The following is a 22,366-nucleotide window of genomic DNA, read 5'->3' on the forward strand; positions in this document are numbered from 1 at the left end:
ATGCCTCTACATCTCATCAAACTTTGCGTCGGCGCGGATTCACTCCAGGACCTGAGGGATTGGGTCGCGCAGCGATCGCTCACCGCCATGGCTGCGGGCCTGGAGCCGCACAGCGTCCACACCACCCGCATGATCCCCAAACGGGTAGAGGAACTGCTTGAAGGCGGCTCACTCTACTGGGTCATCAAGGGGCAGGTGCAGGCTCGACAGAAGCTGCTCGATATCCGTTCTTTCAAGGGAGACGACGGTATTTCGCGCTGCGATCTCGTTCTCGGACCCGAGGTGATCGAGACCTCACCTGCGCCGAAGCGGCCGTTTCAGGGCTGGCGCTACCTGAAGGATGACGAGGCGCCGCGCGATCTCGGGGGTGGAGGAGGCGGCGAGGACATGCCTTCCGATCTCAGGCGCGAACTGGCCGAACTTGGTCTGCTCTGACGCATGATGGACGAAAATGAAAAAGCCGGCCCCTTTTGGTGGCCGGCTTTTTTATTTGGGGAGACGGGTTGGTCAGTTGATGCCGCCGACTGCATTGGTGGCGCGGCCATCCTGAATTTTCACCCAGCGACCCGGGTTGGCGGTGTCCTGACGCTTCAGATAGGTATATTCGGTTTCCGACCAGTTCATGACCTTGTTGCGCATATTGTCGAGAACGAAGTCGCCACGGTCGGTGCGAACGGTCAGAACGGCATGGCCTTCGCCATTCGGCTGCAGAACGACGGTGATCAGCAGGTTGGAGGCGGAGAAACCCTTGTTCATCAGCATCTTGCGCTTCAACAATACGAAATCTTCGCAATCGCCGACGGTGGTAGGATAGGCCCAGCGTTCTTCGACGCCGTAGATTTCCATGTCGGTCATCGGCGTGATCGTGGTGTTGACGGTGTAGTTGACGTCAAGCATCGTCTTCCAGCGCTCTTCCGTCAGCTTCATCGGGCCATTGTCCAGCGAAGTCGGCTGGCACTCGCTCTGATAGGTCTGGCAGAATTCATAGTGGCCGATCGGTGGATTGGCCTTGCCGATGACGCGCATGACCGCTGCCGGCGATGCGCTGGCCTGCTGTGCGAAGGCGCCGACGATGAACGCGATCAGGATGAAAACGATACGGTTGTTGTTCATTGCTTGTCTCCCCGTGTTGAGGAGACATTCGCAGGTATTTTTTGACCCGGCGGAAATTTGCGTGGCGCAATTTGAGCTTAAATTTCAGCAAATTAGCCGATGTTTTGAACTGTATTTGAAGTGTTTTTTACACGTGTTTGAAGCAAATTTTATTAGAATTTTACGCATTCCGGCTTTAGGCTTTTGGTAGCCATTTATGCCGCTGTATCGACAGCGATTTTTCGTTCGCAGGTGTTTTCATACCCATGTTCATCGCCGTAGCGGAAGCGGGCGATGTAGGGGATTTCCCGTTTTGGGATAGGTGTTCCTTGCTGGCGCGCGTCGAAAAAGCGCCGAAAAAAACTTCAAAAAAACTGCTTTTTTCTCGAAAAAAGTTCGGACGGCGTGTTGCAGGCTATGTCGGTGCCCCGGTCGTGCCGCAAATTATCAAGGGGAGCGTTCCTGTCGGGACGTTGTTTGGGCGACAGGTCGAAAGCGGAAAACTGCGTCCGCGGACTTGTTTTTGAAAGGGGATATCCGCGTCGCGAACACACGCCGACCGGATTTTCGGGCAGGGACGAGGAGGCGATGCTGCGGTAAAGGTGCGTTGAAAAAGCCGCCCGGTCCCGACTGCCCATCACGGTGCGATGGACTGACTGCAGCCTTGTACGCTGCCTGACTTCACGCTTTGCGGGGAATGGCGTCGGGCCGTGCGGGGCCTTTTTAAAGAAACTCGATCAATGCGTCGGGTGACTGGACACGATCGAATTCAACGGCGACGCCTTCCATGAAGTGACGCACGATCTTGCCACTCATGTTTTTGCCAAGCTGGACGCGGCTTCCGAGCGGCGGCCGGTGTTCGATCTCGATTGCTGCGCCCGAGAGCGACAGGTCGATCAGGCGGCAGGCGACGAGCATGCCGTCTTCGAGAACCAGCTGCGCCCTGGCATTGCGCGGCGTCAGGCGGTCGTGGCGACGGTCTTCCGGCAGGCCCAGTAACTGACGCTTGGCGATCCATGCGAGCTGGGCGGCGAGCTTTTCGCGTTTGCGCTCGGGCGCATTGATGGCGATGAGGAAACCGGATGCCGTCAGCGACGTCACCGTGCCTTCGATCCGGCCGATATGCTGGAGATAGGCGATGACGCGATCGCCATTGCGGGCGATACCCGGGCAGGTGAATTGCGCTCTCTCGGCGGTCATCTCGGTGGCGGTGCAATCATATTCTTCGTGATCGGGCAACATGAGGCGGCCGTTGAAGGACACACGCACGGCGTCGTCAAGGCGAACTTCCTCAACCGGGCGCAGAATTTGGGCGGTGTTGACCGAACGGGACGAAAACATGGGCAGCGCAAATTGTAATGAATGATGATCGTCCGTTTCTACCCTGTGCGAGTTAACAGACTGTATTGCCTAATCTCTACAATTTTTCTAATCGACCAAATCGTTACGTTTCGTTGCCCCGCGCTCCGTGCGGCCATGGGCTTTCAGCATCGCTTCGTCGATCCTGGACGCCTCAGCATCTACCCGTTCGTAATGCGGCTGCGGCATTGGCCGAATATCCGGCCGGGGTGATGTCCATACGCAGCAGCCGGCTGCTTTTCATCGACAGACAGTGTATCGGCACCATCAATGTGTGGTGCCGTGGCTGCTGTGGAAGCAGCGCGCCGAGGAGCCGCGGGGCGACACCTGCTTCCGTGCGCAGTGGCAGCAGCAGCATTTCGAACGCCAGGGGTTCATCGCCGTAGCCGTCGTCAGCATCGATGTCGAAGACCACGGGCAATTGATGTTGCAGGATGCCGAGCGCCACGCGACAGGGAAAGGACGCGCCGGCCGCCGGCCAGAGTTCTGAAAACGGGCGGTCCCGCAATTCGCGGCCGAACAGGTCGCAAAGACGGGTGCCGGCAAGACGGAAGAAGGGTGTTTCCTCTCCTTTGTCTGTCAGGATGAAAAGGTCGCCGAGATGAGTCTTGAGCTTCGAGGGTTCAATGTCCTCGCGGCGTGGAGCGGCGCTCTTGCCGCGCAATTCATCCCAATAGGCGTATATCTCCAGTCCGGCCATGCTCTTCATAGCATCTCTCCATGTTCGTTTTTGGGACATCATGTCCATCCGAACGTCTGTATCTGGAGGTGTAGCGATTTTCGTGCCAACTGGATTTGTTAAGGTTAACAAAGGGTTGATATTGCCTGACGGCATTTGTCGTGGCATCGGTGCGGCCCTGTCGGGGAAAGCTCCTTCAGCACGATTTAATGGCCCCGCCCGTTCTTTTACGGTGGGCCTGCAAGCCGGACCGTTTTTGGCCTGGCGCCTTTTCCGGTTACGGTTCCGGCGTCGCGCGCTTCGAAGGCGGGACGGCTTTTTTTTCTTTCAGGCTTCCTATATTGCTCGGGAAACGCAAAATTCGACCAAGACAGGGATGAACCATGTCCTACGAGGACGGCGAACAGCCGCCGGTTTCGGAAACGCCGGAGCCGAAAGACGATGCGAACAATCCCGTCTTCAATCTGCCATCGCTGCTGGTGGGCATCCTGGTCGCGCTAATCGTTGCTTATGTCGTTCCCGCCTATCTTCTGTCGGAGGAAGGCAATGGCTGGTTCATCTTCACCTTCGGCTTCATTCCGCTGCGTTATGCGGTGCCGTTTTCCCAGCAGGGGCTGGAATGGCTGTGGACGCCGGTGACCTATTCTTTCCTGCATGGCGGTATCGAGCATATCCTCTTTAACGGATTGTGGCTGATGGCCTTCGGCGCGCCGGTTCTGCGCCGGATCGGAACAGTGCGTTTCGTGCTGTTATGGTGCATTTCCGCCGCCGTTTCGGCCTTTGGTCACGCGGTTCTGAACTGGGGGGACGTGACGGTGCTGATCGGAGCGTCCGGTGTCGTTTCGGCGCTGATGGGAGCGGCCTGCCGGTTCGCCTTTCCGGCGCGGGGCGGATATAGCGCGTCTTTCGGCCATCTGATGCCGCGGCAGAGCATTCTTGCGGCGCTCTCCAACCGTACGGTGCTGATCTTCACGCTGATGTGGCTGTTCGGCAATGTGCTGATTGCGGTCGGCGTGCCGCTGTTCGGCGATGTCGGCGGTCAGATCGCCTGGGATGCCCATGTTTTCGGGTTTCTGCTCGGCTTCCTGTTTTTCGGCCTTTTCGATCGCCCGTTACGCTAGGCCGATCACGCTCCTTGTCGGGCGTGGCGCAAATTTGCTTTCGGGCGTCCCATCCGGGATTGCATTCACGCGGGCCTCAGCGCACCATACCTCATGATTTGCAACCGCCGGGGGAGACTGCGGCACTGCGGATCGCTGCAAAGAGGAGGAAGGCATGCCAACATTCGTAAAGGATCTTCTCGACCGCAAGGGCCGGGACGTCGTGACTGTCAATCCTGAGGTCAGCATCGGTGAGGCGGCGACCACGCTGCACGCACATAAGATCGGTTCCGTCGTCGTGACCGATGGCGATGGTGTCGTTCTCGGCATCTTCACGGAACGCGATCTCGTAAAGGCCGTGGCGGGCCAGGGTGCCGCTTCTCTCCAGCAATCCGTTTCAGTGGCCATGACCAAAAATGTCATCCGCTGTCACCACGATTCCACCACCGATGAGCTGATGGAAATCATGACGGGCGGGCGCTTCAGGCATGTGCCGGTCGAAGAGAATGGCCGTCTTGCCGGCATCATCTCCATCGGCGACGTGGTGAAGGCGCGGATCGGCGAAATCGAGGCCGAAGCGGAGCATATCAAGGCTTATATTGCCGGGTGAATTAGTGTCCTCTCCCTCATTCCTGTGCTCGTCACAGGAATCTAGTCAGCCCAAGTCCTTGGGCTGATGGGAGTTCCTACCGCCACGCAGACGCGCATCAGCTGGATTCCCGTGACAGGCACAGGAATGAGGGAGCTTCTCGCCTCACCGCCGGAACGCCTGCTGCATGCGCTCCAGTTCCGGAATGCGTGCGCGCGTTTCCTGATATCCCCGGTCGATGGCTTCACTGGCGCGATGGAATTCCGACAGTCCGATATCGTTGATGCGGGGATGAAGCATCAGATCGGGCGGATCACCTGCAAGACGCGAGCGCGATATCCTGTCCTGGATGATGTTGAAGGCCTGCACCATGACGCCCGGCAGGCCGGGGCGCGGCGCGCTGTCGTGCGGTGCGCCGCCGGGCGGTGCAGCGGCGTGCTTGACGACGGCGGAGCGGCCGAAGAGATCGTAATTGAGGTTTACAGCCACGACCAGCGCCTGCTCATAGGCCCGGCAGACCGAAACCGGCACGGGATTGACGAGGGCGCCATCGATGAGGGTGCGGCCGTTGCATTGCACGGGTTCGAAGATGCCGGGCAGCGCATAGGATGAACGCAAGGCGGTCACGAGATCACCCTGATGAATCCAGACTTCATGACCCGTGCGCAACTCCGTCGCGACGGCGATGAAGGGATGATCGAGGCTTTCGACGCGCAGCCCTTCCAGATGCTCCTGCATGCGTTTTGTGAGCCGCATTCCGCCGAAGAGCCCGCCGCCGCCGATCGTGAGATCCAGCAGGCCGGCAATGCGGCGCATCGTCAGCGAGCGGGCGAATTCCTCAAGCTCATCGAGCTTGCCGGCGAGATAACATCCGCCAACCAGCGCGCCGATTGAGGTGCCGGCGATCATGCCGATCTTGACGCCCGCTTCATCGAGGGCCCGCAGGACACCGATATGGGCCCAGCCCCGGGCTGCGCCACCGCCAAGCGCGAGCGCTATCCGGTGTTTATCGACGATCTGTGTAACGGGCGGTTCATTGCCGATGACGTCGGTATTACCCGCCGCAAGGTGGTTCTGACGATTTCCCCATCCCAACATGACCGCACTCCCTGCCAGTTCTTCGGGTTCCGCCCTTGGCCCCGGAACCCGCTATATTGGTAGCAAATTGGTGCGGCCGATGGAAGGCGGCGGTTTATGTGCCTGAATAGGTCGTCGCCGGATCGAAATGGCGCCTATCGTCGGTGATTTTCGTCACCGCCTGGCCATCAGCCAGTTCGACCGTGCGGTAGAAGCAGGAGCGGCGGCCGGTGTGGCAGGTGGCATCGTGGCCGGCGACCGAGACCTTCAGCCACACGGCGTCCTGATCGCAATCGGTGCGGAATTCCTTCACGGTCTGCAGGTTGCCCGACGTTTCGCCCTTCTTCCAGATCTTGTCGCGCGAACGGCTGTAATAGTGGGCGATGCCGGTCTCAAGCGTCAGCGACAGGGCCTGTGCATTCATATGGGCGACCATCAGCAGTTCGCCGTCGCGCGCATCGGTGACTACGGCTGTGACGAGGCCGTGGGCGTCGAATTTCGGCGAAAAGAGACCTGCGTTTTCAAGCGCTTCCTTGTCCGCGGGCGCGGACGGAAAGGGAATGGACATGGCAACCTCGGAAAATCATCTGGCGGAACGATGAGAGGGGCGGATGAAACGGACGAGTGCCCGCCACTCTGAATTTTCTTGCGCATCGGATTTTCCGAAAGCCGCATTACGGCTTTCGGGCCGGTGCTTAACGGTTCCGCACCATGGTCATGAAGCGCACCTGTTCGGCCGGGTCGTTCTTGAACGTGCCGGTAAAGGAGGTGGTGAGGGTGGTCGACCCCTGCTTGTTGACGCCGCGCATAGACATGCACATATGTTCGGCATCGATCATGACGGCCACGCCGCGCGGTTTCAGGGTTTCCTCAATCGATCTTGCGATCTGCGCGGTCATGTTTTCCTGCGTCTGCAGGCGGCGGCCGAAGATCTCGACAACGCGGGCGATCTTCGACAGGCCAAGCACGCGACCGGCCGGAAGATAGGCGACATGCGCCTTGCCGACGATCGGCACCATATGGTGTTCGCAATGGGAGAAGAACGGAATGTCGCGCACCAGCACCACATCGTCATAACCGCCGACTTCCTCGAAGGTCGTGCCGAGCACGTCCTGAACATTCAGCTCGTAACCGGCAAAAAGCTCGCGATAGGCTTTGGCGACGCGCTTCGGCGTATCCAGAAGTCCTTCGCGGGCGGGATTTTCTCCAGCCCAGCGCAAGAGAACGCGCACTGCTTCTTCCGCTTCGGCTTGGCTCGGGCGAGCTTCGGCCACGTCGGGTTTTGCGCCAGCGCCGGGGAAATTCTTCACGATCGCATCCATTCCGTCTCTCCCGATGCGGGTAAAGGCCGCACCTGAATTCGTTTTACATCGCGAACCCATGTTCGCAGTTGCTGCTATCTGGTTGTTTTATAGCATTTTGGCAAGGCCGATGCTGTTTTTTCGGTATCGGAGCCGTTAATTTGATCACGGCTTGATGTCCAGAAAGCTCGTTAGCATATAATGAGAATGAAGGGCAGGAAAGCTTCACTGCGACAAACGCTGTGTTAGAAAAATTTGACCTGTCCTGTTTTGGGCATTCTTGAGCGCGCCGGGCACCAATGATGGACGATATCTACAATAATCGCATTCTGGACTTTGCCGGAAATATCCCGCTCATCGGCGTTCTTGAGGATGCTGACGCCAGCGCCGAGAAACACTCCCGGCTGTGCGGTTCGAAGCTGAAGGTCTATCTGAAAGTCGAAGACGGTATCGTAACGTCGTTTTCGCACGAGGTGCGTGCCTGTGCGCTCGGCCAGGCCTCCGCCTCCATCATGGCGCACCACATCGTCGGGGCCTCCAGCGGCGAAGTCCGGCAGGCGCGGGAAGACATGCTTGCCATGTTGAAACAGGGCGGCGATGGCCCGACGGGCCGTTTCGAGGATATGCGCGTTCTGTCACCGGTCAGGGATTTCAGGGCCCGCCACGCCTCCACCATGCTGACCTTCGAAGCCGTGGTCGATGCGCTCGACCAGATCGAAGGCCGGCAGGCTCTCGACGCCGCGGGTTAGGCAATGTGCGGCGAACCGGGCTGCCGGCACCAGCAGACCGAGGTGAAATCCGGGCGATCACGTAACTGGACGGGCAGCTTTGCCAGGACGCCAGGACGGCTTTTCGGTGTCGGCTTTATCAGGCTTTATCAATTGACGCTTTCCGGCTTCATCGGAAACTCCTGCCGCCATATCCCCACCTGTTCGGAATATGGCTACGAGGCGATTGCCCGCCACGGGCTTTGGGCCGGCGGCTGGATGACGCTGTTTCGTGTGGCGCGCTGCGGACCGGGCGGCACAAGCGGTCTGGATCCGGTGCCGGAAGTACTTGATGGAAGCAGGCGCTGGTGGATGCCGTGGCGCTACTGGAGCCGACATCGATGAATGACTATGTGGCCCTGCTGCACAGCATCGTTCTCGGCGCGGGCAAGCGGCTTGTCATGGCCGATCTCAGGGCCTTGGCGGAAGAGCTGGGATTTACCGACTGCAGGACGCTTGTCGCGACCGGAAATCTTGTTTTTCGCGCTGAAGCGGCACCTGTCCGCGAGATAGAGGACAGGCTGGAGCGCGCCTTCGAAGATCGCTTCGGCAAACATGTCGATATTCTCGTTCGTTCCGGCGGCGACTGGCTGAAGCTGGCGGCGGACAATCCCTTCGCCAAGGGCAATCCGCCGGATGTCTGCGTGCGGGTGATGCGTGAACCGCTTGGCGAAGGTATCCTTGGATTTCTCGATAAGTACCGCCGACAGGAGACGATCGCCGTAATCGGCGGTGACTTGTGGATCGATTTCAAGGGCAAACCGAGCGAGAGCAGGCTGCTGTCTGCGCTGACCACAAGAAGGCTCGGTATCGGCACGACGCGCAACGCGAACACGGTCAATGGTCTCGCGGAAATGCTTCGCTGAGCGGCCTTCACCTTTGACTGCAATGGCAAAAGCCTTTATCAGCCTGCGTGCCCGCCTGTCGCGGGCAAATCATTATTCCAACACCACCCGCATTCGTTGGCGGGACTGGACAGGAGCACTAGACGATGTCTGAAGCCGTTTCCCTTACATTTCCCGATGGTTCCGTCCGCAGCTACGCCCCCGGCACGACCGGCCGCGAGGTTGCCGAATCCATCTCCAAATCGCTCGCCAAGAAAGCCGTCGCCATAACGCTTGATGGCACCCTGCGCGATTTGTCCGACACCATCACCGATGGCAAGATCGAGATCGTCACGCGTGAAGACAAGCGTGCACTTGAGCTCATCCGCCACGATGCCGCCCACGTCATGGCCGAGGCCGTGCAGGAACTGTGGCCCGGCACGCAGGTGACGATCGGCCCTGTTATCGAGAACGGCTTTTATTACGACTTCGCCAAGAACGAGCCCTTCACGCCGGAAGATCTGCCGAAGATCGAAAAGCGCATGAAGGAGATCATTCAGCGCAACAAGCCGTTTACCCGTGAAGTCTGGTCGCGTGAAAAGGCCAAGGAAGTCTTCGCCGCCAAGGGCGAGAATTACAAGGTCGAGCTGGTCGATGCGATTCCGGAAGGTCAGGACCTGAAGATCTATTATCAGGGCGACTGGTTCGATCTTTGCCGTGGCCCGCATATGGCTTCCACCGGCCAGATCGGCACTGCCTTCAAGCTGATGAAGGTGGCCGGCGCCTATTGGCGCGGCGACAGCAACAATGCAATGCTGTCACGCATCTATGGCACCGCCTGGGCGACGCAGGAGGAGCTCGATAATTACCTTCACGTTCTGGCCGAAGCCGAAAAACGCGACCACCGCCGTCTCGGCCGCGAAATGGACCTGTTCCATTTCCAGGAAGAAGGTCCGGGCGTCGTGTTCTGGCACGGCAAGGGCTGGCGCATGTTCCAGACGCTGACGGCCTATATGCGCCGGCGGCTCGCCAACACCTATCAGGAAGTCAACGCGCCGCAGGTGCTCGACAAGTCGCTGTGGGAAACCTCCGGTCACTGGGGCTGGTATCAGGAAAACATGTTCGCGGTGAAATCCGCCCATGCCTTTACCCATCCCGATGACGAGGAAGCCGATCAGCGCGTCTTTGCGCTCAAGCCGATGAACTGCCCCGGTCACGTGCAGATTTTCAAGCATGGCTTGAAGTCTTACCGCGAAATGCCGGTTCGTCTTGCTGAATTCGGCAATGTGCACCGTTATGAAGCGTCCGGCGCTTTGCACGGCCTGATGCGTGTTCGTGGCTTCACGCAGGATGATGCGCACGTCTTCTGCACGGAAGAGCAGATGGCGGCGGAATGCCTGCGGATCAACGATCTGATCCTTTCCGTCTACGAAGATTTCGGCTTCAGCGAAATTGTCGTCAAGCTCTCCACGCGCCCGGAAAAGCGCGTTGGTTCCGACGATCTGTGGGATCGCGCCGAAAGCGTGATGATGGAGGTTCTGAAGACCATTGAGGAACAGTCGGAAGGACGCATCAAGACCGGCATCCTGCCGGGTGAGGGTGCCTTCTACGGACCGAAGTTCGAATATACCCTGAAGGACGCCATCGGCCGCGAATGGCAGTGCGGCACGACGCAGGTGGACTTCAACCTGCCTGAGCGTTTCGGCGCCTTCTATATCGACCAGAACTCGGAAAAGACGCAGCCGGTGATGATCCATCGCGCCATATGCGGCTCGATGGAGCGCTTCCTGGGTATCCTGATCGAGAACTTCGCCGGTCACATGCCGCTGTGGTTCGCACCGCTCCAGGTCGTGGTCGCGACGATCACCTCTGATGCGGATGATTATGGTCGTGAGGTTGCGGAAGCGCTGCGCGAAGCGGGCATGGCGGTCGAGACCGACTTCCGCAACGAAAAGATCAACTACAAGATCCGCGAGCACTCGGTGACCAAGGTTCCTGTCATCATCGTCTGCGGCCGCAAGGAAGCGGAAGAGCGCACCGTCAACATCCGCCGTCTCGGCTCGCAGAACCAGACATCGATGTCGCTTGAGGAGGCAATCACCAGCCTCGTGGACGAAGCGACGCCGCCGGATGTGAAGCGCAAGCTTGCGGCGAAGAAGCAGGTTGCCTAATAACAGTTACGGCCCCTTCGGGGGCCGTTTTGTTTGTGGGGATGTGCGGGTAATTTCACTGCCAAAGGCGACGCATTCACCTCCGTTATCCCGGACTAGATCCGGGGCCAGCGCGATCAAGTCGTTGATCGCGAAAGACTCTCTTCACGACGACAGACGCGTCGTCGCTGGATACCGGATCAATTCCGACATGACGGAGGGATGTGGGTGACGCCTACTCAAAATCCCCGGACATCTCTTCCGGCGCCTGATCCTTCATGAGCACTTCCACATCCGAATCCCGGCCTGAGGTTACCTTGAAATTGCGCTGGTAGACCTTGTCCTTGTTGCGGGCGATAGCGGTATATTCACCTTCGGCCAGCACCATGGTCGAAAAGGCGCTGACGCTTTCATTGACAACGTCACCGCCGCCGTTCAGCACCGACCAGGCTGTATCGGCAATGGCTTCGCCGCCCGCTTCGGATACCAGCTTGAGAGTGATCTGTGCCGCCCGGTGCTGAAGGGTCGCTTCTGTCAGCTTGCCGGCTTCCACCTGGATATCGGCGCGCACGGAGGCGTTGGCGTTACCGTATTGGGAAACGACGTGATATGTGCCGGCATTGAGGCGCACGATGGTGTTCGGTTTAACGTCTTCCATAACCAGCCCGCGTTCGCCATCGGGACGGGCGTCGGAGGAATAGATAGCGAATTTCAGCTGGTTGGCGGAAATCTGCTTGTCGGACCCTGCAACGGCGTTCAGCACGAAACCACCGGCATCGAGAATCAGCACCTGTTTCTGGACGCTGCCGGAGGCAGGCACGTTGAGCTTCTTGGTCACCCCTGCGCGGCCGAAAGCGACGTTGACGAAATATTCGCCCGGCACCAGATGGAATTCCGCCGAGCCGCCCTCTGAGCTTGCCAGCATCGGCAATTTACCGTCGGTGCCGGGGATGGGGCTGAATACGCGCCAGGACAGGCCTTCCTTCACCGCTTCGCCTTCGCCGGTCAGCTTGGCTTCCATGACTATGTCGCGGGCGGTGCTAGTCGGCGCGTTGGGGGCGGAGGGAGCGGTGAAAGCATTGAGTTTCGGCATTTTCGGCGTGCCGCCGAGTTGCTTGAAGTCCTTGAAGGCGTCCTGCGAAAAAGCAGCTTGCGATAACAGGCCAAGCGCGGCACATGCAATGGTCAGACGCGCCGCGATTTTGATTGCCGACATTTTCGATACCGATTGACTTCTTGATTTTCCCGGATCACTTCAAAACCAATGCCGTGGCTATTTCAAGGCCCATGTTTTTGCGATGACAGCAGAATGGAAGATTATTGATCATGACAAGTGATATCAAGCTCCTCGATTACCTCAGGGTTCGCCGTTCCACGCCGGCCCTGCAGCTTGCCGAGCCGGGACCTTCGAAGACGGAAATTGAAGACATCCTGCGGCTCGCCGTGCGCGTGCCTGACCATGGTAAGCTTGCGCCGTGGCGTTTCGTGGTTTTCCGCGGCGAGGAGCGCGTCCGTCTCGGTGAAACGGCGCTTCGGATCGCACTCGAAAAGAACCCGGACCTCGACCTGCAGCAGCAGGAAGCCGAGCGCACCCGCTTGACCCGCGCACCCGTCGTCATTGCCGTCATCAGCACTGCAAAGCCGCATTTCAAGATTCCGGAGTGGGAACAGATCATGTCGGCCGGCGCGGTGTGCCTCAATCTCATCTTCGCAGCCAATGCCAGCGGTTTCGCAGCGAACTGGCTGACGGAATGGCTCGCTTTCGATCCGGCCTTTCTCGCGGAAATCGACGTCGATGCGGCGGAGAAGGTCGCCGGGTTCATTCATGTCGGTTCGACGACATTCCCGCCGGTGGAACGGCCTCGGCCGGAGCTTGCCGATGTCGTCACCTGGGTTGGGGACGTCTGATGTTCTACACCACGGACACCAACCAGCACGGCCTGCCGCATGATCCGTTCAAGGCCATCGTCGCGCCGCGCCCGATCGGCTGGATCGGCTCGAAGGGCAGGGAAGGTTCCCTCAACCTCTCGCCCTATTCCTTCTTCAACGCGATTTCGGACCGGCCGAAGCTCGTGATGTTCTCCTCCAGCGGCAGGAAGGACAGTCTGCGCAATGTCGAGGAGACCGGCGTCTTTACCGCCAATCTCGTCAGCCGCCATCTGGTAGACCGGATGAATGCGTCTTCTGCACCCGTCGCTTATGATGTCGATGAATTCGCCCTTGCCGGTCTTACCGCTGTCGATGGCCGCGTGGTGGATGCGCCTTTTGTGGGTGAGGCACTGGCGGTTCTCGAATGCCGGGTAACCCAGATTCAGCAACTCAGGGACATTGACGGCGAGCCAGCGGATTCCTGGATGGTCATCGGTCAGGTCATGGCGATCCACATCGATGAAACGATCATTCACGATGGGCGCATCGACATGGGACTTGCCCGTCCCGTGGCGCGCATGGGCTATATGGATTACTGCGATGGCGGCAGCGATGTATTCCAGCTGCAGCGCCCCTCTACTGCGCCGTAAATATAGGCCTTCTTCGCCGAGGGTTAATTTTTATGGTGAACCAAACGTAAACCATTTGCGCCTAGAGTTTTATACATGGTGGCGGCGATGATGCCGCCATCCATTGTATGAATGTGTTTCGAGGCTCAGGTGATCGTACAGGCATTTCTTCGCTGGTCTGAAAAGGCTGGATCGACCGAGCGGGCGAATGCCGCCAATGCTCTCGGCCGTGCCTATCTGCATTCCGGCATGGCGCGCGAAAACCGCGATGCTGCCTATATGGCGATGACCTATCTTCTCGACGATCCTTCGCCGCGCGTGCGGCTGGCGCTTGCCGAAGCGCTTGCGGACGCCCATGATGCGCCGCGCGCCATTATCGTTTCCCTTGCCGAAGACCAGCCGGAAATCGCCTGCACGGTAATCGCCCGTTCGCCGGTTCTGGCCGAGGCCGATCTGGTCGATCTGGCGGGGCGTGGTGAAAGCTTGACCCGCGCGCTCATCGCCGCCAGGCCCGGCCTGCCGCGCGGGGTCTGCGCCGCACTTGCGGAAGTTGGCGACCTGCCCGAAACCACCATCCTGCTAGAAAATGACGAAGCCTTCATCACACCGTTTTCGCTCCGGCGCATCGCCGAACGTCACGGTTGCGACGCCGATATCCGTGATCTCCTGCTCCGCCGCGAGGCCTTGCCTGCCGATGCGCGTCATCTGCTTGTGGGCCGCGTGAGCGAGGCACTTGCGGATTCCGCGCTGGTTCATGCGCTGATCACGCGCAACCGCGCCGACAGTCTTTTCCGCGAAGCGGAAGATTCCGCCACCATCCTGATCGCATCGAGCGTTTCCTCGCCGGAACTGCCGGCACTGGTGGAGCATCTGCGCCAGAGGCTGGAGCTGACGCCCGCATTGCTCATCCATGCCGTCTGTTCGGGCCGGCTTGAGTTCTTCACGGCGGCCATGGTCAATCTCTCCGGTCTTGATGACCGCAAGGTGCGCGCCATTCTGGCCACGGGCCGGCCGCATGCGCTGAAGGCGCTGTTCCAGTCCATTGGTCTGTCGGGCGACGTCGTTGACGTCTTCAGCGAAGCGACGCTGATGTGGCGCCGTGCCACCCGCTCGCAGCTTCCTGAGGCGGCCGCCTCCGTCTCTGCCGAACTGCTGTCGCATTTCCGTGACGTGAGCGGTTCCGAAACGCTGTTCGAACTGTTGCACGCGGTGCGCAAGCTGAGCATTGCGGAAGAACGGCAGAAGGCGAGATATTATGCGCAGGCGCTGGCGGTGGAGGCGGCGTGAGGTCGGGTTAATTTTCGGCTGATACAAATCGCATGAGTATCATAATTTTCCCGGAAGGGGCATCCTCTCATCCTCATCCCTGTGCTTGTCACAGGGATCCTTCCAGCCCAAGTCCTTGGGCTGGAAGGACTCTCTCCGCCGCTGAGACGCGCGTCGCTGGATTCCTGTGACAAGCACAGGAATGAGGGAAGATCGGTTGCCCGCAATCACTTATCGAACCGTTTGGCAATCCATGAATAGCTGTTTTCGACCATCCTCACAGGCGTTCCAAGGAAGTGCTTTATGCCTTCGGTAGAAGGAAGGACGCGGCTGACGCGGCCGATCGCCTGTTTGGTGAGACTTTCCTCTTCTTTCGGCGTCACTTCCGCCGTGGCCTGCTGGGCATCGGCCGGTGCTGGAGTGCCGGACTGCGTGCCGGCCGTTTGCGGGCTCTGTTCACCCGGTGTCTGGCACACGGCCACGACCACCGGATAGGACGCGTTCGCAAAACGCTCCAGCTCCTTTTCCGATACAGCGTCGCACAGTTCGATGCTCGTCCACCGCTGTTGCGAGGTGGCGAGGTAATGGCAATCGGTGGCGCTGTCGTCGCAACCGAGAAAGGTCATGAGAACGAGGGCTGTTTTCATGGTGTGTGTTGCCTCTGTCGGGAATTATGCTCTAGAAACTCATCTATCCCGATTGCAGTGACATTACGACGAAATACGCATTTTTTTGAGAGAAGGCAGGCATCGCATTGGCCATCGAAATCAAGCTTGAGACACCCCGTCAGGACGCGGTTCTGCGCCTCATCGACCTTTCCAATGCCTATATGGCGTCGCTTTACCCCGCAGAAAGCAATCATCTGGTCGATATCGGCGCGCTTGAGAAGGATAATGTCTCTTTTTTCGTGGTGCGGCATGGTGGCCGCGTGGTCGGCTGCGGGGCGCTGGTGGAAGCGGGCGATGGCACGGCTGAGGTCAAGCGCATGTTCGTCGATCCGGAGGCGCGGGGTCTGCGCATCGGCAAGCTGATCATGGATACGCTCATCGCGCGTGGTGAGGAGCTTGGCCTTTCTGCCATTCGTCTCGAAACCGGCATCAGCCAGCCGGAGGCGATAGGGCTTTACCGCAAGGCGGGTTTCGTGGAGATCGAGGCTTTTGCGCCCTATAAGCCTGATCCGCTCAGCCTCTTCATGGAGAAGGTGCTTTAAGTCGGCGGTACAGGTTCGCGGCCGCTTAGCAGTGTCCAAAACGAAAGAATCCACGCGACATGAAACGCAGCGCGAGCGACGGATCGCGCCAAACACCCAACGTCATCCTCGGTGTGTCACGAGGATCTGCATCCGAGTGATTTTATCTGACGTGATTAGAACCTTGGCACAAGGTGAGGATGACGGCGATGGTGCATTTCCCGCTGTCCATCCGTTTCAGACCTGAATGAAAACTTAGAACTAAGAATGATCGCAACGCGCCGAGGATCAGGTCCCGTACCGGAGAAGCGATAGTTGCGGATGCGCAACGAGGCCGAGCATGGGCGGATGCGAGGTTCGCGGATATCTGTCGTTACCGGAGCTGCGGCGTCTGGCGCAGGCTTCAATCAAAAAGCGGCCTTTCGAAACGCCGTGGTTTCCTCGCTATTGTCCTCGAGCACGGCGACCTCGTCCGGGGCGTCACCCTGCGCAGGAGGCGGTGTCGGAGCTTCGGCGGCCGCGGAAAGTTCGACCTCACGAACCCATTCGCGCCAGATCGCGACCAGAAGCGCCATCAGCACCGGGCCGATGAAGAGGCCGAGGAAACCCATGGTCTTGACGCCGCCGACGAGGCCGAAAAACGTCGGCAGGAATGGCAGCTTGATGGGCCCGCCGACGAGTTTCGGGCGGATGGTCTTGTCAACGATGAAGAGTTCCACCGAACCCCAGACAAACAGGGCCAACCCGTGGGCGGGCGAGCCGCTGGCGACCAGATAGATCGACACCAGCGTGAAGGACAGAGGCGCACCGCCCGGAATGAGAGCCATGACGCCTGTCAGCACGCCGAGCGTGACGGGCGAGGGGACACCGGCGATCCAGTAGGCGATGCCGAGGATGATGCCTTCGCCGATGGCGATCAGCGTCATGCCGGTGACCGTGGAGCTGATGGTGGCGGGCACGACGCGGGAAATGCGCTCCCACCGCGTCGGCAGGATGCGCTCGCCGACCAGATCGACCTGACGGGTGAAACCGGCCCCGTTACGATAGACGAAGAACAGCGCGATCAGCATGAACAGCAACGTCAGCACGAGATGGAACGCGCCATTGCCGGCGGCGAGGATCGCTCTGTAGATATTGCCGATATTGGCGCCGCTGACGAGCTGGATCACTTCACCGATGGCGCCCGGCGTGCCGATGTATTTCACCCATTGTTCGCCAAGCCATGGGCCGACGGCGGGAAGGGCGGCGATCCAGTCCGGCACGGGGGCGCCGGTCTTGTTGACATGCACTGCCCAGCCGAACCATTCGCGGATTTCGCTGGCCGTGTAGGAAGCGGCGATGAAGATCGGGACGACAAGGAAGGCGAGGATGAGAATGATGGCGATGGTGGCGCCGAGCGTGGTGTTGCCGCCCACCTGCCGAAGAAGCCGTGTATAGACCGGCCAGCTGGCGAAACCGATGACGAGGGCGGCGAGAACCGGAACCAGGAAGCCGTGGAAGAAGTAGATGCCGGCCAGGGCAACGAGAACGAGCAGCCAGCGCGCAGCCGAAATGGGCGGGATCAGGGCGATCCGCGTCGGGCTGGCCGGACCAAGCCATCTCGGTTCGCCACTCTGCTTACGGCTGTCATTCTTACTCACGGCAGGCTCTTTCTCGCATTCTCCCCGAAGGGTGCATTCACTCTGTCACACCGATACATATAAGTGCAATATAATCGGATCACATTACCGTTGTGTGTTTATTGCTGAACCTATTGAACGATTTTGGTAAAAATAGAACATCGGTCTTGGCGCGCGCATTGAAATATGACAATTGAACTCCGTTTTTCTTGCGGCGTAAGGTTGCCGCGCCCGATCTCCAGGTCACGCTATGCTCCGCCGCTTCTTCGCCTATTATCGCCCCTATCGCGGTCTGTTCATTCTCGATTTTTCCTGCGCTGTCTTGTCGGGCGTACTGGAACTCGGCTTTCCGATGGCGGTGAAGGCCTTTGTCGACGTGCTGCTGCCGGGCGGTGAATGGGCTATCATCCTGGCCGCCTCCGTCGGGCTGCTCCTCATCTATGTACTGAATACCGGATTGATGGCGACTGTCACCTACTGGGGACACATGCTTGGCATCAATATCGAAACCGACATGCGCCGTCTGGCCTTCGATCATCTGCAAAAGCTTTCCTTCCGGTATTTCGACAACCAGAAGACCGGCCATCTGGTCGGGCGGCTGACCAAGGATCTGGAAGAGATCGGCGAGGTGGCCCACCATGGGCCCGAAGACCTGTTCATCGCCATCATGACCTTTATCGGCGCGTTCCTGCTGATGCTGTCGGTCAATGTGCCGCTGGCGCTCATCACCGCCGCCGTCGTGCCCGTCACCGCCTGGGTCACCAGCCGGTATGGCGGTCGCATGACGCAGAATTTTCGCGCGCTATACGGCCGTGTGGGGGATTTCAACGCCCGTATCGAGGAAAATGTCGGCGGCATGCGAGTGGTGCAGGCCTTTGCCAATGAGGATCACGAGAGGGCGCTGTTCGAAAAAGACAACCAGAAATACCGCCGCACCAAGCTTGACGCCTACAAGATCATGGCGGCCAGCACCTCGCTGAGCTACATGAGCATGCGGCTGACACAGATGATCGTGATGATCTGCGGCGCCTGGTTCGTGTTGAATGGCGACCTGACGGAAGGTGGCTTCGTCGGCTTCCTGCTGCTGGTCGGCGTGTTTTTCCGCCCGGTGGAAAAAATCAATTCGGTCATCGAGACCTATCCCAAGGGCATTGCCGGTTTCCGCCGGTTCACCGAGCTTCTCGACACCGCGCCCGATATTGTTGATGCGCCCGATGCGGTGGAAGCGCCGCTGCTGCGCGGCGATATCGAATACCGCCATGTGGGCTTCGGTTATGCCGAGGGCAAGCAGGTTCTGAGCAACATCGACCTGAAGATCAGCGCCGGCGAGACCGTGGCTTTCGTTGGTCCGTCGGGTGCGGGCAAGACGACGCTCTGCTCGCTGCTGCCGCGCTTTTATGACGTCACCAGCGGTGCGATCACCATTGACGGCATCGATATCAGAAAGATGAAGCTCGCCTCGCTGCGCAATCAGATCGGCATCGTGCAGCAGGATGTCTTCCTGTTCGGCGGCACGATCCGTGAGAACATCGAATATGGACGGCTTGGCGCTTCGGATGCGGAGATCATGGAGGCGGCGCGGCGCGCCCGTCTTGATGGCGTCATCGAGGCCATGCCGCTCGGGCTCGATACCGTCATTGGCGAACGTGGCGTCAAGTTGTCCGGTGGGCAGAAGCAGCGTCTTGCGATTGCCCGCATGTTCCTGAAAAATCCGCCGATCCTCATTCTCGATGAGGCCACCTCGGCGCTTGACACGGAAACCGAGCGGGCCATCCAGCAATCGCTGACCGAGCTCGCCAAAGGCCGCACCACCCTCGTCATCGCCCACCGGCTGGCGACGATTCGCGATGCCTCGCGCATCGTGGTGGTTGACCAGAGCGGCATCGCCGAAACCGGCGCTCATGCCGAACTCCTGGCTGCCAAGGGCCATTACAGCCGTCTGCACGAGGCGCAGTTCAGCGGTCATCTCGCGGGCCTCAGCTGACCGGCCCGCACGTCGCTCAGCCTTCTGCTGCCTGTTCTTCTACAATGCCGGGGTTTGCCTCCGGCTTGCCGGGATGGCTGCTGACGAGGTAACCCATGGCGACGGCGGCCGCGACGACGAAGAGCAGCAGGACACCGCTGATCGTCATCAGCCATTCGCGGGGCTTTCTGTGCCCCATGATATAGTTCGGCCACCGGCCTGGATGGTTCACCACGTCGTTATTCCGGTGCTGTCGCATGAACTTCCCCAGATTTAAGCGTTTTGGTGAAAGATCAACGCCAGCGCTACCGCGACTGTTCCGTTTGGGTGGCGAACAGGTGATGACAAGGACGTGAGTCAGGTCATTCTGTCTCGGCAAGGCCGATCAGGCGGATTGAATGGCGATGCGGTTTCCCTCGCTATCGGAAATCTCCGCGACGAAGAGCGCATCATTCACCGCCGTTTTGGGAAATAGGAGCTCGCTTCCACCGGCAAGAGCTCTGGCAATAACATCATCCACATCAGCGACACTGAAATAGATGATCGCTCCATCTCGCGTCGGTACATAGGCCGGGCCTTCGGCAAGCGCGGCACTGGCGCCATTGCTGTTTTCGTCAAAAGGGAAATAGGCCATTCTGCTATCGTGGATCGCGACGATTTCGGCAAAGGGCACATTAAAAACCGCGCGATAGAAGCGGATCGCCCGATCAAGATCGGTCACGGGGATTTCGACATGGGCGACAATATTCATACGCTCCTCCTCAGCTGGACTGATGCACTTTCAAATTTCTGATGGCACCGATCTTTCTAGCGACGGCTGACATGGCGAGGCAATGGCGCGCGGTGTCAGGTAACCACATTGTCAATCGTCCAGCACCCGCGTGACCGGTCGCAGTGCCGGGAGAGGGCTAAGCGCCACATGCGGCGTCAAAAGTCAGCTTGCGTCCTGCGTCTCTTCATGCGAATGATTTGCAATTGCACTAAATAGATTTCCGTTCAGAAAGCGCATAGTATGGAGAAGCCAGTCTTTGGATGGCGGCGAAACGGCGACGATCTCTCGTTGTCCGATGTTCACAGCTCGATCCGCGTCAAGGCGAATGCCGGCACTTTTCGCCGGGCGATGGCTTTTTTTGGCCCCGGCTATCTCGTTGCCGTCGGTTATATGGATCCCGGAAACTGGGCGACGTCGCTCGCCGGCGGCTCCAGGTTCGGCTATACGCTGCTGACGGTTGCGCTGGTCTCGAACATCATGGCGATCGTGCTGCAATCGCTCTGCGCCCGTCTTGCGATTGCCTCCGGCCGCGATCTCGCCCAGGCCTGCCGTGACGCCTATCCGAAGCCGGTGGCCATGCTGCTGTGGCTGCTCGCCGAGATCGCCATCATCGCCACCGATATTGCCGAGGTGATCGGCACGGCCATCGGCCTCAACCTCATCTTCGGCATTCCGCTCGAACTCGGTGTTCTCATTACCGCACTCGATGTGTTCCTGATCCTTTATCTGCAGAGGCTCGGTTTCCGCTGGGTGGAGGCGCTGGTCATCACGCTGCTTGGTGTCATTGCCGTGTGTTTCGCCATTCAGGTAGCGCTCGCCGATCCTGACTGGGGGCAAGTGATCCTTGGTTTTGCGCCGACGACCGAAATCGTCACCAATCCTGACATGCTCTATCTGGCGCTCGGCATTCTCGGCGCGACCGTCATGCCGCATAATCTCTATCTGCATTCGGGCATCGTGCAGACCCGCGAAATCGGCGAGACAATTGCCGAAAAGCGCGAGGCGCTGAAATTCGCGACCCTCGATTCCACCATCGCCCTGATGTTCGCGCTTCTCATCAACGCATCGATCCTCATTCTGGCGGCGGCGACCTTCAACAAGGCGGGGCAGACTAATGTCGCCGAACTCGGCGAGGCGCATAATCTGCTGGCGCCGCTGCTCGGCCTTGCGATTGCGCCGACGCTGTTCGGCGTGGCGCTTTTGTGCTGCGGCATCAATTCCACCGTCACGGCAACGCTTGCCGGCCAGATCGTGATGGAAGGTTTTCTCAAGATGCGGCTCGCCCCCTGGCTGCGCCGCCTCATCACCCGCGCCATCGCCATCATCCCCGCCGCGGGCGTGACCATCTTCTATGGCGATAGCGGCACGGGCGAACTGCTGATCCTGACGCAGGTGGTCTTAAGCCTTCAACTCTCCTTCGCCGTCTTCCCGCTGGTGATGTTCACCGGTGACAAGGCCAAGATGGGCGAGCTGCGCTCACCGCTCTGGCTCTCAGGCTTCGCATGGCTGATCGCGGTGGTGATTGCGGCGTTGAATGTGAAGCTGCTGGTGGATTTTATCGGGTGAGGCGGGTCAGGCCGCGCCTTTACGGAGCGCGGCGGCCGTTTCGATGAGCGCTATTGCGGCCATGGCCAGAAACTCGACTTAACGAAAAGCGCAAGCCGATCTTCGAATATCGACGCCCGAAAAACCATTCGCCAAGAGAAGTTTACGGATGTCGCCTTCGCTCAGGGTTGCTTTAGGCCCGATTACTATTTCCTTTATCGCTTCTCGATGATCGTTTTGCTCACCAATAAACTTGCCAAACGGCAAGGCATGGTATTTTACCTCGCCGTCGTTCGAGTTCCTTGTTTTATACGGCACCCATGTGACCTTGCCCCGTTGAAATAATCCATTTTGAAGTAAGCTCTGGCCCATTGAGAGGACCAGGGAATGAAGCGCAATCGTTTTACAGAAGAACAGATCATCGGCATTCTGAAGGAGCACGAGGCTGGCACGCCGGTCTCGGAGCTTTGCCGCAAGCACGGCGTCAGCGATGCCAGCATCTATAAGTGGAAAGCCAAGTTCGGCGGCATGGACGTATCCGAAGCCAAGCGCTTGAAGACGCTGGAAGACGAGAAC

At 59.2% G+C, this 22,366-nt stretch carries 26 protein-coding genes; 15 read left to right on the plus strand and 11 right to left on the minus strand.

What is annotated here, in order from left to right; all coding sequences use genetic code 11:
- Positions 1-435: a DUF1489 family protein gene (locus FHW77_RS08405; protein ID WP_004442274.1), complete on the plus strand. Its 435-nt coding sequence runs from the start codon at positions 1-3 to the stop codon at positions 433-435.
- Positions 436-507: 72 nt separating this feature from the next.
- Here the strand turns inward: FHW77_RS08405 and FHW77_RS08410 are convergent, their stop codons facing one another.
- Positions 508-1,113 (minus strand): transglutaminase-like cysteine peptidase, encoded by a 606-nt coding sequence (locus FHW77_RS08410; protein WP_004442271.1) that lies wholly within the window; start codon positions 1,111-1,113, stop codon positions 508-510.
- A 245-nt stretch (positions 1,114-1,358) separates the two neighbouring features.
- On the opposite strand from FHW77_RS08410, the gene FHW77_RS08415 reads away from it, so the two are divergent.
- A complete protein-coding gene (locus FHW77_RS08415) occupies positions 1,359-1,619 on the plus strand; it encodes a hypothetical protein (RefSeq protein WP_113394563.1) in 261 nt (86 codons plus the stop codon).
- A gap of 196 nt (positions 1,620-1,815) precedes the next feature.
- Here FHW77_RS08415 and FHW77_RS08420 read toward each other — a convergent pair whose 3' ends face one another.
- Both FHW77_RS08420 and FHW77_RS08425 read right to left on the minus strand, forming a co-directional pair.
- Positions 1,816-2,433: a PilZ domain-containing protein gene (locus FHW77_RS08420; protein ID WP_004442270.1), complete on the minus strand. Its 618-nt coding sequence runs from the start codon at positions 2,431-2,433 to the stop codon at positions 1,816-1,818.
- A gap of 172 nt (positions 2,434-2,605) precedes the next feature.
- Positions 2,606-3,160, minus strand: coding sequence for a PAS domain-containing protein (locus FHW77_RS08425; RefSeq protein WP_004442267.1), 555 nt, complete (start codon positions 3,158-3,160; stop codon positions 2,606-2,608).
- A gap of 353 nt (positions 3,161-3,513) precedes the next feature.
- Here FHW77_RS08425 and FHW77_RS08430 point away from each other — a divergent pair, with 353 nt between their 5' ends.
- Both FHW77_RS08430 and FHW77_RS08435 read left to right on the plus strand, forming a co-directional pair.
- On the plus strand, positions 3,514-4,251 hold the full coding sequence (locus FHW77_RS08430; RefSeq protein ID WP_004442265.1) for a rhomboid family intramembrane serine protease: 738 nt from the start codon (positions 3,514-3,516) through the stop codon (positions 4,249-4,251).
- 154 nt (positions 4,252-4,405) lie between these two features.
- Complete coding sequence (locus FHW77_RS08435; RefSeq protein ID WP_004442263.1) at positions 4,406-4,840, plus strand: CBS domain-containing protein; 435 nt, start codon at positions 4,406-4,408, stop codon at positions 4,838-4,840.
- Positions 4,841-4,984: 144 nt separating this feature from the next.
- Here the strand turns inward: FHW77_RS08435 and FHW77_RS08440 are convergent, their stop codons facing one another.
- The 3 genes from FHW77_RS08440 to folE form a co-directional block, all read right to left on the minus strand.
- Positions 4,985-5,917, minus strand: coding sequence for a patatin-like phospholipase family protein (locus FHW77_RS08440; RefSeq protein WP_004442259.1), 933 nt, complete (start codon positions 5,915-5,917; stop codon positions 4,985-4,987).
- Between the two features lie 94 nt (positions 5,918-6,011).
- Positions 6,012-6,464 carry a phosphoribosyl-AMP cyclohydrolase gene (gene hisI, locus FHW77_RS08445; RefSeq protein WP_004442257.1) on the minus strand — a complete coding sequence of 151 codons (453 nt, stop codon included), beginning with the start codon at positions 6,462-6,464 and terminating at the stop codon, positions 6,012-6,014.
- A 127-nt stretch (positions 6,465-6,591) separates the two neighbouring features.
- The gene (gene folE / locus FHW77_RS08450; protein ID WP_003495569.1) at positions 6,592-7,218 is read right to left on the minus strand and encodes a GTP cyclohydrolase I FolE; all 627 of its coding nucleotides are present in this window, start codon (positions 7,216-7,218) and stop codon (positions 6,592-6,594) included.
- 281 nt (positions 7,219-7,499) lie between these two features.
- Here folE and FHW77_RS08455 point away from each other — a divergent pair, with 281 nt between their 5' ends.
- The 4 genes from FHW77_RS08455 (at position 7,500) to thrS (ending at position 10,959) form a co-directional block, all read left to right on the plus strand.
- Entirely contained in the window at positions 7,500-7,946 is a 447-nt protein-coding gene (locus tag FHW77_RS08455; RefSeq protein ID WP_034499140.1) for an iron-sulfur cluster assembly scaffold protein, read from the plus strand.
- A 3-nt stretch (positions 7,947-7,949) separates the two neighbouring features.
- Positions 7,950-8,309: a membrane protein insertion efficiency factor YidD gene (yidD, locus tag FHW77_RS08460; RefSeq protein WP_004442241.1), complete on the plus strand. Its 360-nt coding sequence runs from the start codon at positions 7,950-7,952 to the stop codon at positions 8,307-8,309.
- The gene (locus tag FHW77_RS08465; RefSeq protein ID WP_004442236.1) at positions 8,306-8,830 is read left to right on the plus strand and encodes a DUF1697 domain-containing protein; all 525 of its coding nucleotides are present in this window, start codon (positions 8,306-8,308) and stop codon (positions 8,828-8,830) included. Before yidD ends, FHW77_RS08465 begins: the two co-directional genes overlap by 4 nt.
- Before the next feature lie 125 nt (positions 8,831-8,955).
- Positions 8,956-10,959: a threonine--tRNA ligase gene (gene thrS / locus FHW77_RS08470; protein ID WP_004442234.1), complete on the plus strand. Its 2,004-nt coding sequence runs from the start codon at positions 8,956-8,958 to the stop codon at positions 10,957-10,959.
- Positions 10,960-11,173: 214 nt separating this feature from the next.
- On the opposite strand, the gene FHW77_RS08475 is transcribed toward thrS, so the two are convergent.
- The gene (locus FHW77_RS08475) at positions 11,174-12,154 is read right to left on the minus strand and encodes an RgsD C-terminal domain-containing protein (protein WP_004442231.1); all 981 of its coding nucleotides are present in this window, start codon (positions 12,152-12,154) and stop codon (positions 11,174-11,176) included.
- Between the two features lie 110 nt (positions 12,155-12,264).
- Here FHW77_RS08475 and FHW77_RS08480 point away from each other — a divergent pair, with 110 nt between their 5' ends.
- From FHW77_RS08480 to FHW77_RS08490, 3 genes are all read left to right on the plus strand, one after another.
- A complete protein-coding gene (locus FHW77_RS08480; protein WP_004442229.1) occupies positions 12,265-12,846 on the plus strand; it encodes a nitroreductase family protein in 582 nt (193 codons plus the stop codon).
- Entirely contained in the window at positions 12,846-13,457 is a 612-nt protein-coding gene (locus FHW77_RS08485; protein WP_004442227.1) for a flavin reductase family protein, read from the plus strand. The genes FHW77_RS08480 and FHW77_RS08485 overlap by 1 nt, the downstream gene beginning before the upstream one ends.
- Positions 13,458-13,568: 111 nt before the next feature.
- Positions 13,569-14,723 (plus strand): DUF2336 domain-containing protein, encoded by a 1,155-nt coding sequence (locus FHW77_RS08490; RefSeq protein ID WP_034498979.1) that lies wholly within the window; start codon positions 13,569-13,571, stop codon positions 14,721-14,723.
- Between the two features lie 206 nt (positions 14,724-14,929).
- Here FHW77_RS08490 and FHW77_RS08495 read toward each other — a convergent pair whose 3' ends face one another.
- A complete protein-coding gene (locus FHW77_RS08495) occupies positions 14,930-15,349 on the minus strand; it encodes a hypothetical protein (RefSeq protein WP_004442223.1) in 420 nt (139 codons plus the stop codon).
- A gap of 107 nt (positions 15,350-15,456) precedes the next feature.
- On the opposite strand from FHW77_RS08495, the gene FHW77_RS08500 reads away from it, so the two are divergent.
- Complete coding sequence (locus tag FHW77_RS08500) at positions 15,457-15,912, plus strand: GNAT family N-acetyltransferase (RefSeq protein ID WP_004442221.1); 456 nt, start codon at positions 15,457-15,459, stop codon at positions 15,910-15,912.
- 386 nt (positions 15,913-16,298) lie between these two features.
- On the opposite strand, the gene FHW77_RS08505 is transcribed toward FHW77_RS08500, so the two are convergent.
- Positions 16,299-17,531, minus strand: a complete 1,233-nt coding sequence (locus FHW77_RS08505) for an AI-2E family transporter (protein WP_004442218.1) — start codon at positions 17,529-17,531, stop codon at positions 16,299-16,301.
- A 229-nt stretch (positions 17,532-17,760) separates the two neighbouring features.
- Between FHW77_RS08505 and FHW77_RS08510 the strand changes: the two genes are divergently transcribed.
- Complete coding sequence (locus FHW77_RS08510) at positions 17,761-19,494, plus strand: ABC transporter ATP-binding protein (RefSeq protein ID WP_004442215.1); 1,734 nt, start codon at positions 17,761-17,763, stop codon at positions 19,492-19,494.
- Positions 19,495-19,510: 16 nt separating this feature from the next.
- On the opposite strand, the gene FHW77_RS08515 is transcribed toward FHW77_RS08510, so the two are convergent.
- Complete coding sequence (locus tag FHW77_RS08515) at positions 19,511-19,732, minus strand: hypothetical protein (protein ID WP_022556285.1); 222 nt, start codon at positions 19,730-19,732, stop codon at positions 19,511-19,513.
- Between the two features lie 126 nt (positions 19,733-19,858).
- A complete protein-coding gene (locus tag FHW77_RS08520) occupies positions 19,859-20,224 on the minus strand; it encodes a VOC family protein (protein WP_044458805.1) in 366 nt (121 codons plus the stop codon).
- A gap of 261 nt (positions 20,225-20,485) precedes the next feature.
- Between FHW77_RS08520 and FHW77_RS08525 the strand changes: the two genes are divergently transcribed.
- Both FHW77_RS08525 and FHW77_RS08530 read left to right on the plus strand, forming a co-directional pair.
- Positions 20,486-21,811 carry an Nramp family divalent metal transporter gene (locus FHW77_RS08525; protein ID WP_044458806.1) on the plus strand — a complete coding sequence of 442 codons (1,326 nt, stop codon included), beginning with the start codon at positions 20,486-20,488 and terminating at the stop codon, positions 21,809-21,811.
- 366 nt (positions 21,812-22,177) lie between these two features.
- Positions 22,178-22,366 (plus strand): transposase (locus FHW77_RS08530; protein ID WP_182590433.1); only part of this gene is annotated, 189 nt, incomplete at its 3' end.

Source organism: Agrobacterium sp. RC10-4-1 (assembly GCF_014138475.1).
GTDB lineage: Bacteria > Pseudomonadota > Alphaproteobacteria > Rhizobiales > Rhizobiaceae > Agrobacterium > Agrobacterium pusense.

Excerpts from the sequence above, each read along its gene's own strand:
- hisI (WP_004442257.1), bottom strand. The coding sequence starts at position 6,464 with ATGTCCATTCCCTTTCCGTCCGCGCCCGCGGACAAGGAAGCGCTTGAA.
- FHW77_RS08475 (WP_004442231.1), bottom strand. The coding sequence starts at position 12,154 with ATGTCGGCAATCAAAATCGCGGCGCGTCTGACCATTGCATGTGCCGCG.
- FHW77_RS08490 (WP_034498979.1), top strand. The coding sequence starts at position 13,569 with ATGTGTTTCGAGGCTCAGGTGATCGTACAGGCATTTCTTCGCTGGTCT.
- FHW77_RS08510 (WP_004442215.1), top strand. The coding sequence starts at position 17,761 with ATGCTCCGCCGCTTCTTCGCCTATTATCGCCCCTATCGCGGTCTGTTC.
- FHW77_RS08405 (WP_004442274.1), top strand. The coding sequence starts at position 1 with ATGCCTCTACATCTCATCAAACTTTGCGTCGGCGCGGATTCACTCCAG.
- FHW77_RS08425 (WP_004442267.1), bottom strand. The coding sequence starts at position 3,160 with ATGAAGAGCATGGCCGGACTGGAGATATACGCCTATTGGGATGAATTG.
- FHW77_RS08420 (WP_004442270.1), bottom strand. The coding sequence starts at position 2,433 with ATGTTTTCGTCCCGTTCGGTCAACACCGCCCAAATTCTGCGCCCGGTT.
- FHW77_RS08415 (WP_113394563.1), top strand. The coding sequence starts at position 1,359 with ATGTTCATCGCCGTAGCGGAAGCGGGCGATGTAGGGGATTTCCCGTTT.
- yidD (WP_004442241.1), top strand. The coding sequence starts at position 7,950 with ATGTGCGGCGAACCGGGCTGCCGGCACCAGCAGACCGAGGTGAAATCC.
- FHW77_RS08410 (WP_004442271.1), bottom strand. The coding sequence starts at position 1,113 with ATGAACAACAACCGTATCGTTTTCATCCTGATCGCGTTCATCGTCGGC.
- FHW77_RS08435 (WP_004442263.1), top strand. The coding sequence starts at position 4,406 with ATGCCAACATTCGTAAAGGATCTTCTCGACCGCAAGGGCCGGGACGTC.
- FHW77_RS08495 (WP_004442223.1), bottom strand. The coding sequence starts at position 15,349 with ATGAAAACAGCCCTCGTTCTCATGACCTTTCTCGGTTGCGACGACAGC.
- FHW77_RS08525 (WP_044458806.1), top strand. The coding sequence starts at position 20,486 with ATGGAGAAGCCAGTCTTTGGATGGCGGCGAAACGGCGACGATCTCTCG.
- FHW77_RS08465 (WP_004442236.1), top strand. The coding sequence starts at position 8,306 with ATGAATGACTATGTGGCCCTGCTGCACAGCATCGTTCTCGGCGCGGGC.
- FHW77_RS08480 (WP_004442229.1), top strand. The coding sequence starts at position 12,265 with ATGACAAGTGATATCAAGCTCCTCGATTACCTCAGGGTTCGCCGTTCC.
- FHW77_RS08515 (WP_022556285.1), bottom strand. The coding sequence starts at position 19,732 with ATGCGACAGCACCGGAATAACGACGTGGTGAACCATCCAGGCCGGTGG.
- FHW77_RS08430 (WP_004442265.1), top strand. The coding sequence starts at position 3,514 with ATGTCCTACGAGGACGGCGAACAGCCGCCGGTTTCGGAAACGCCGGAG.
- FHW77_RS08485 (WP_004442227.1), top strand. The coding sequence starts at position 12,846 with ATGTTCTACACCACGGACACCAACCAGCACGGCCTGCCGCATGATCCG.
- folE (WP_003495569.1), bottom strand. The coding sequence starts at position 7,218 with ATGGATGCGATCGTGAAGAATTTCCCCGGCGCTGGCGCAAAACCCGAC.
- FHW77_RS08520 (WP_044458805.1), bottom strand. The coding sequence starts at position 20,224 with ATGAATATTGTCGCCCATGTCGAAATCCCCGTGACCGATCTTGATCGG.
- FHW77_RS08440 (WP_004442259.1), bottom strand. The coding sequence starts at position 5,917 with ATGTTGGGATGGGGAAATCGTCAGAACCACCTTGCGGCGGGTAATACC.
- FHW77_RS08455 (WP_034499140.1), top strand. The coding sequence starts at position 7,500 with ATGGACGATATCTACAATAATCGCATTCTGGACTTTGCCGGAAATATC.
- thrS (WP_004442234.1), top strand. The coding sequence starts at position 8,956 with ATGTCTGAAGCCGTTTCCCTTACATTTCCCGATGGTTCCGTCCGCAGC.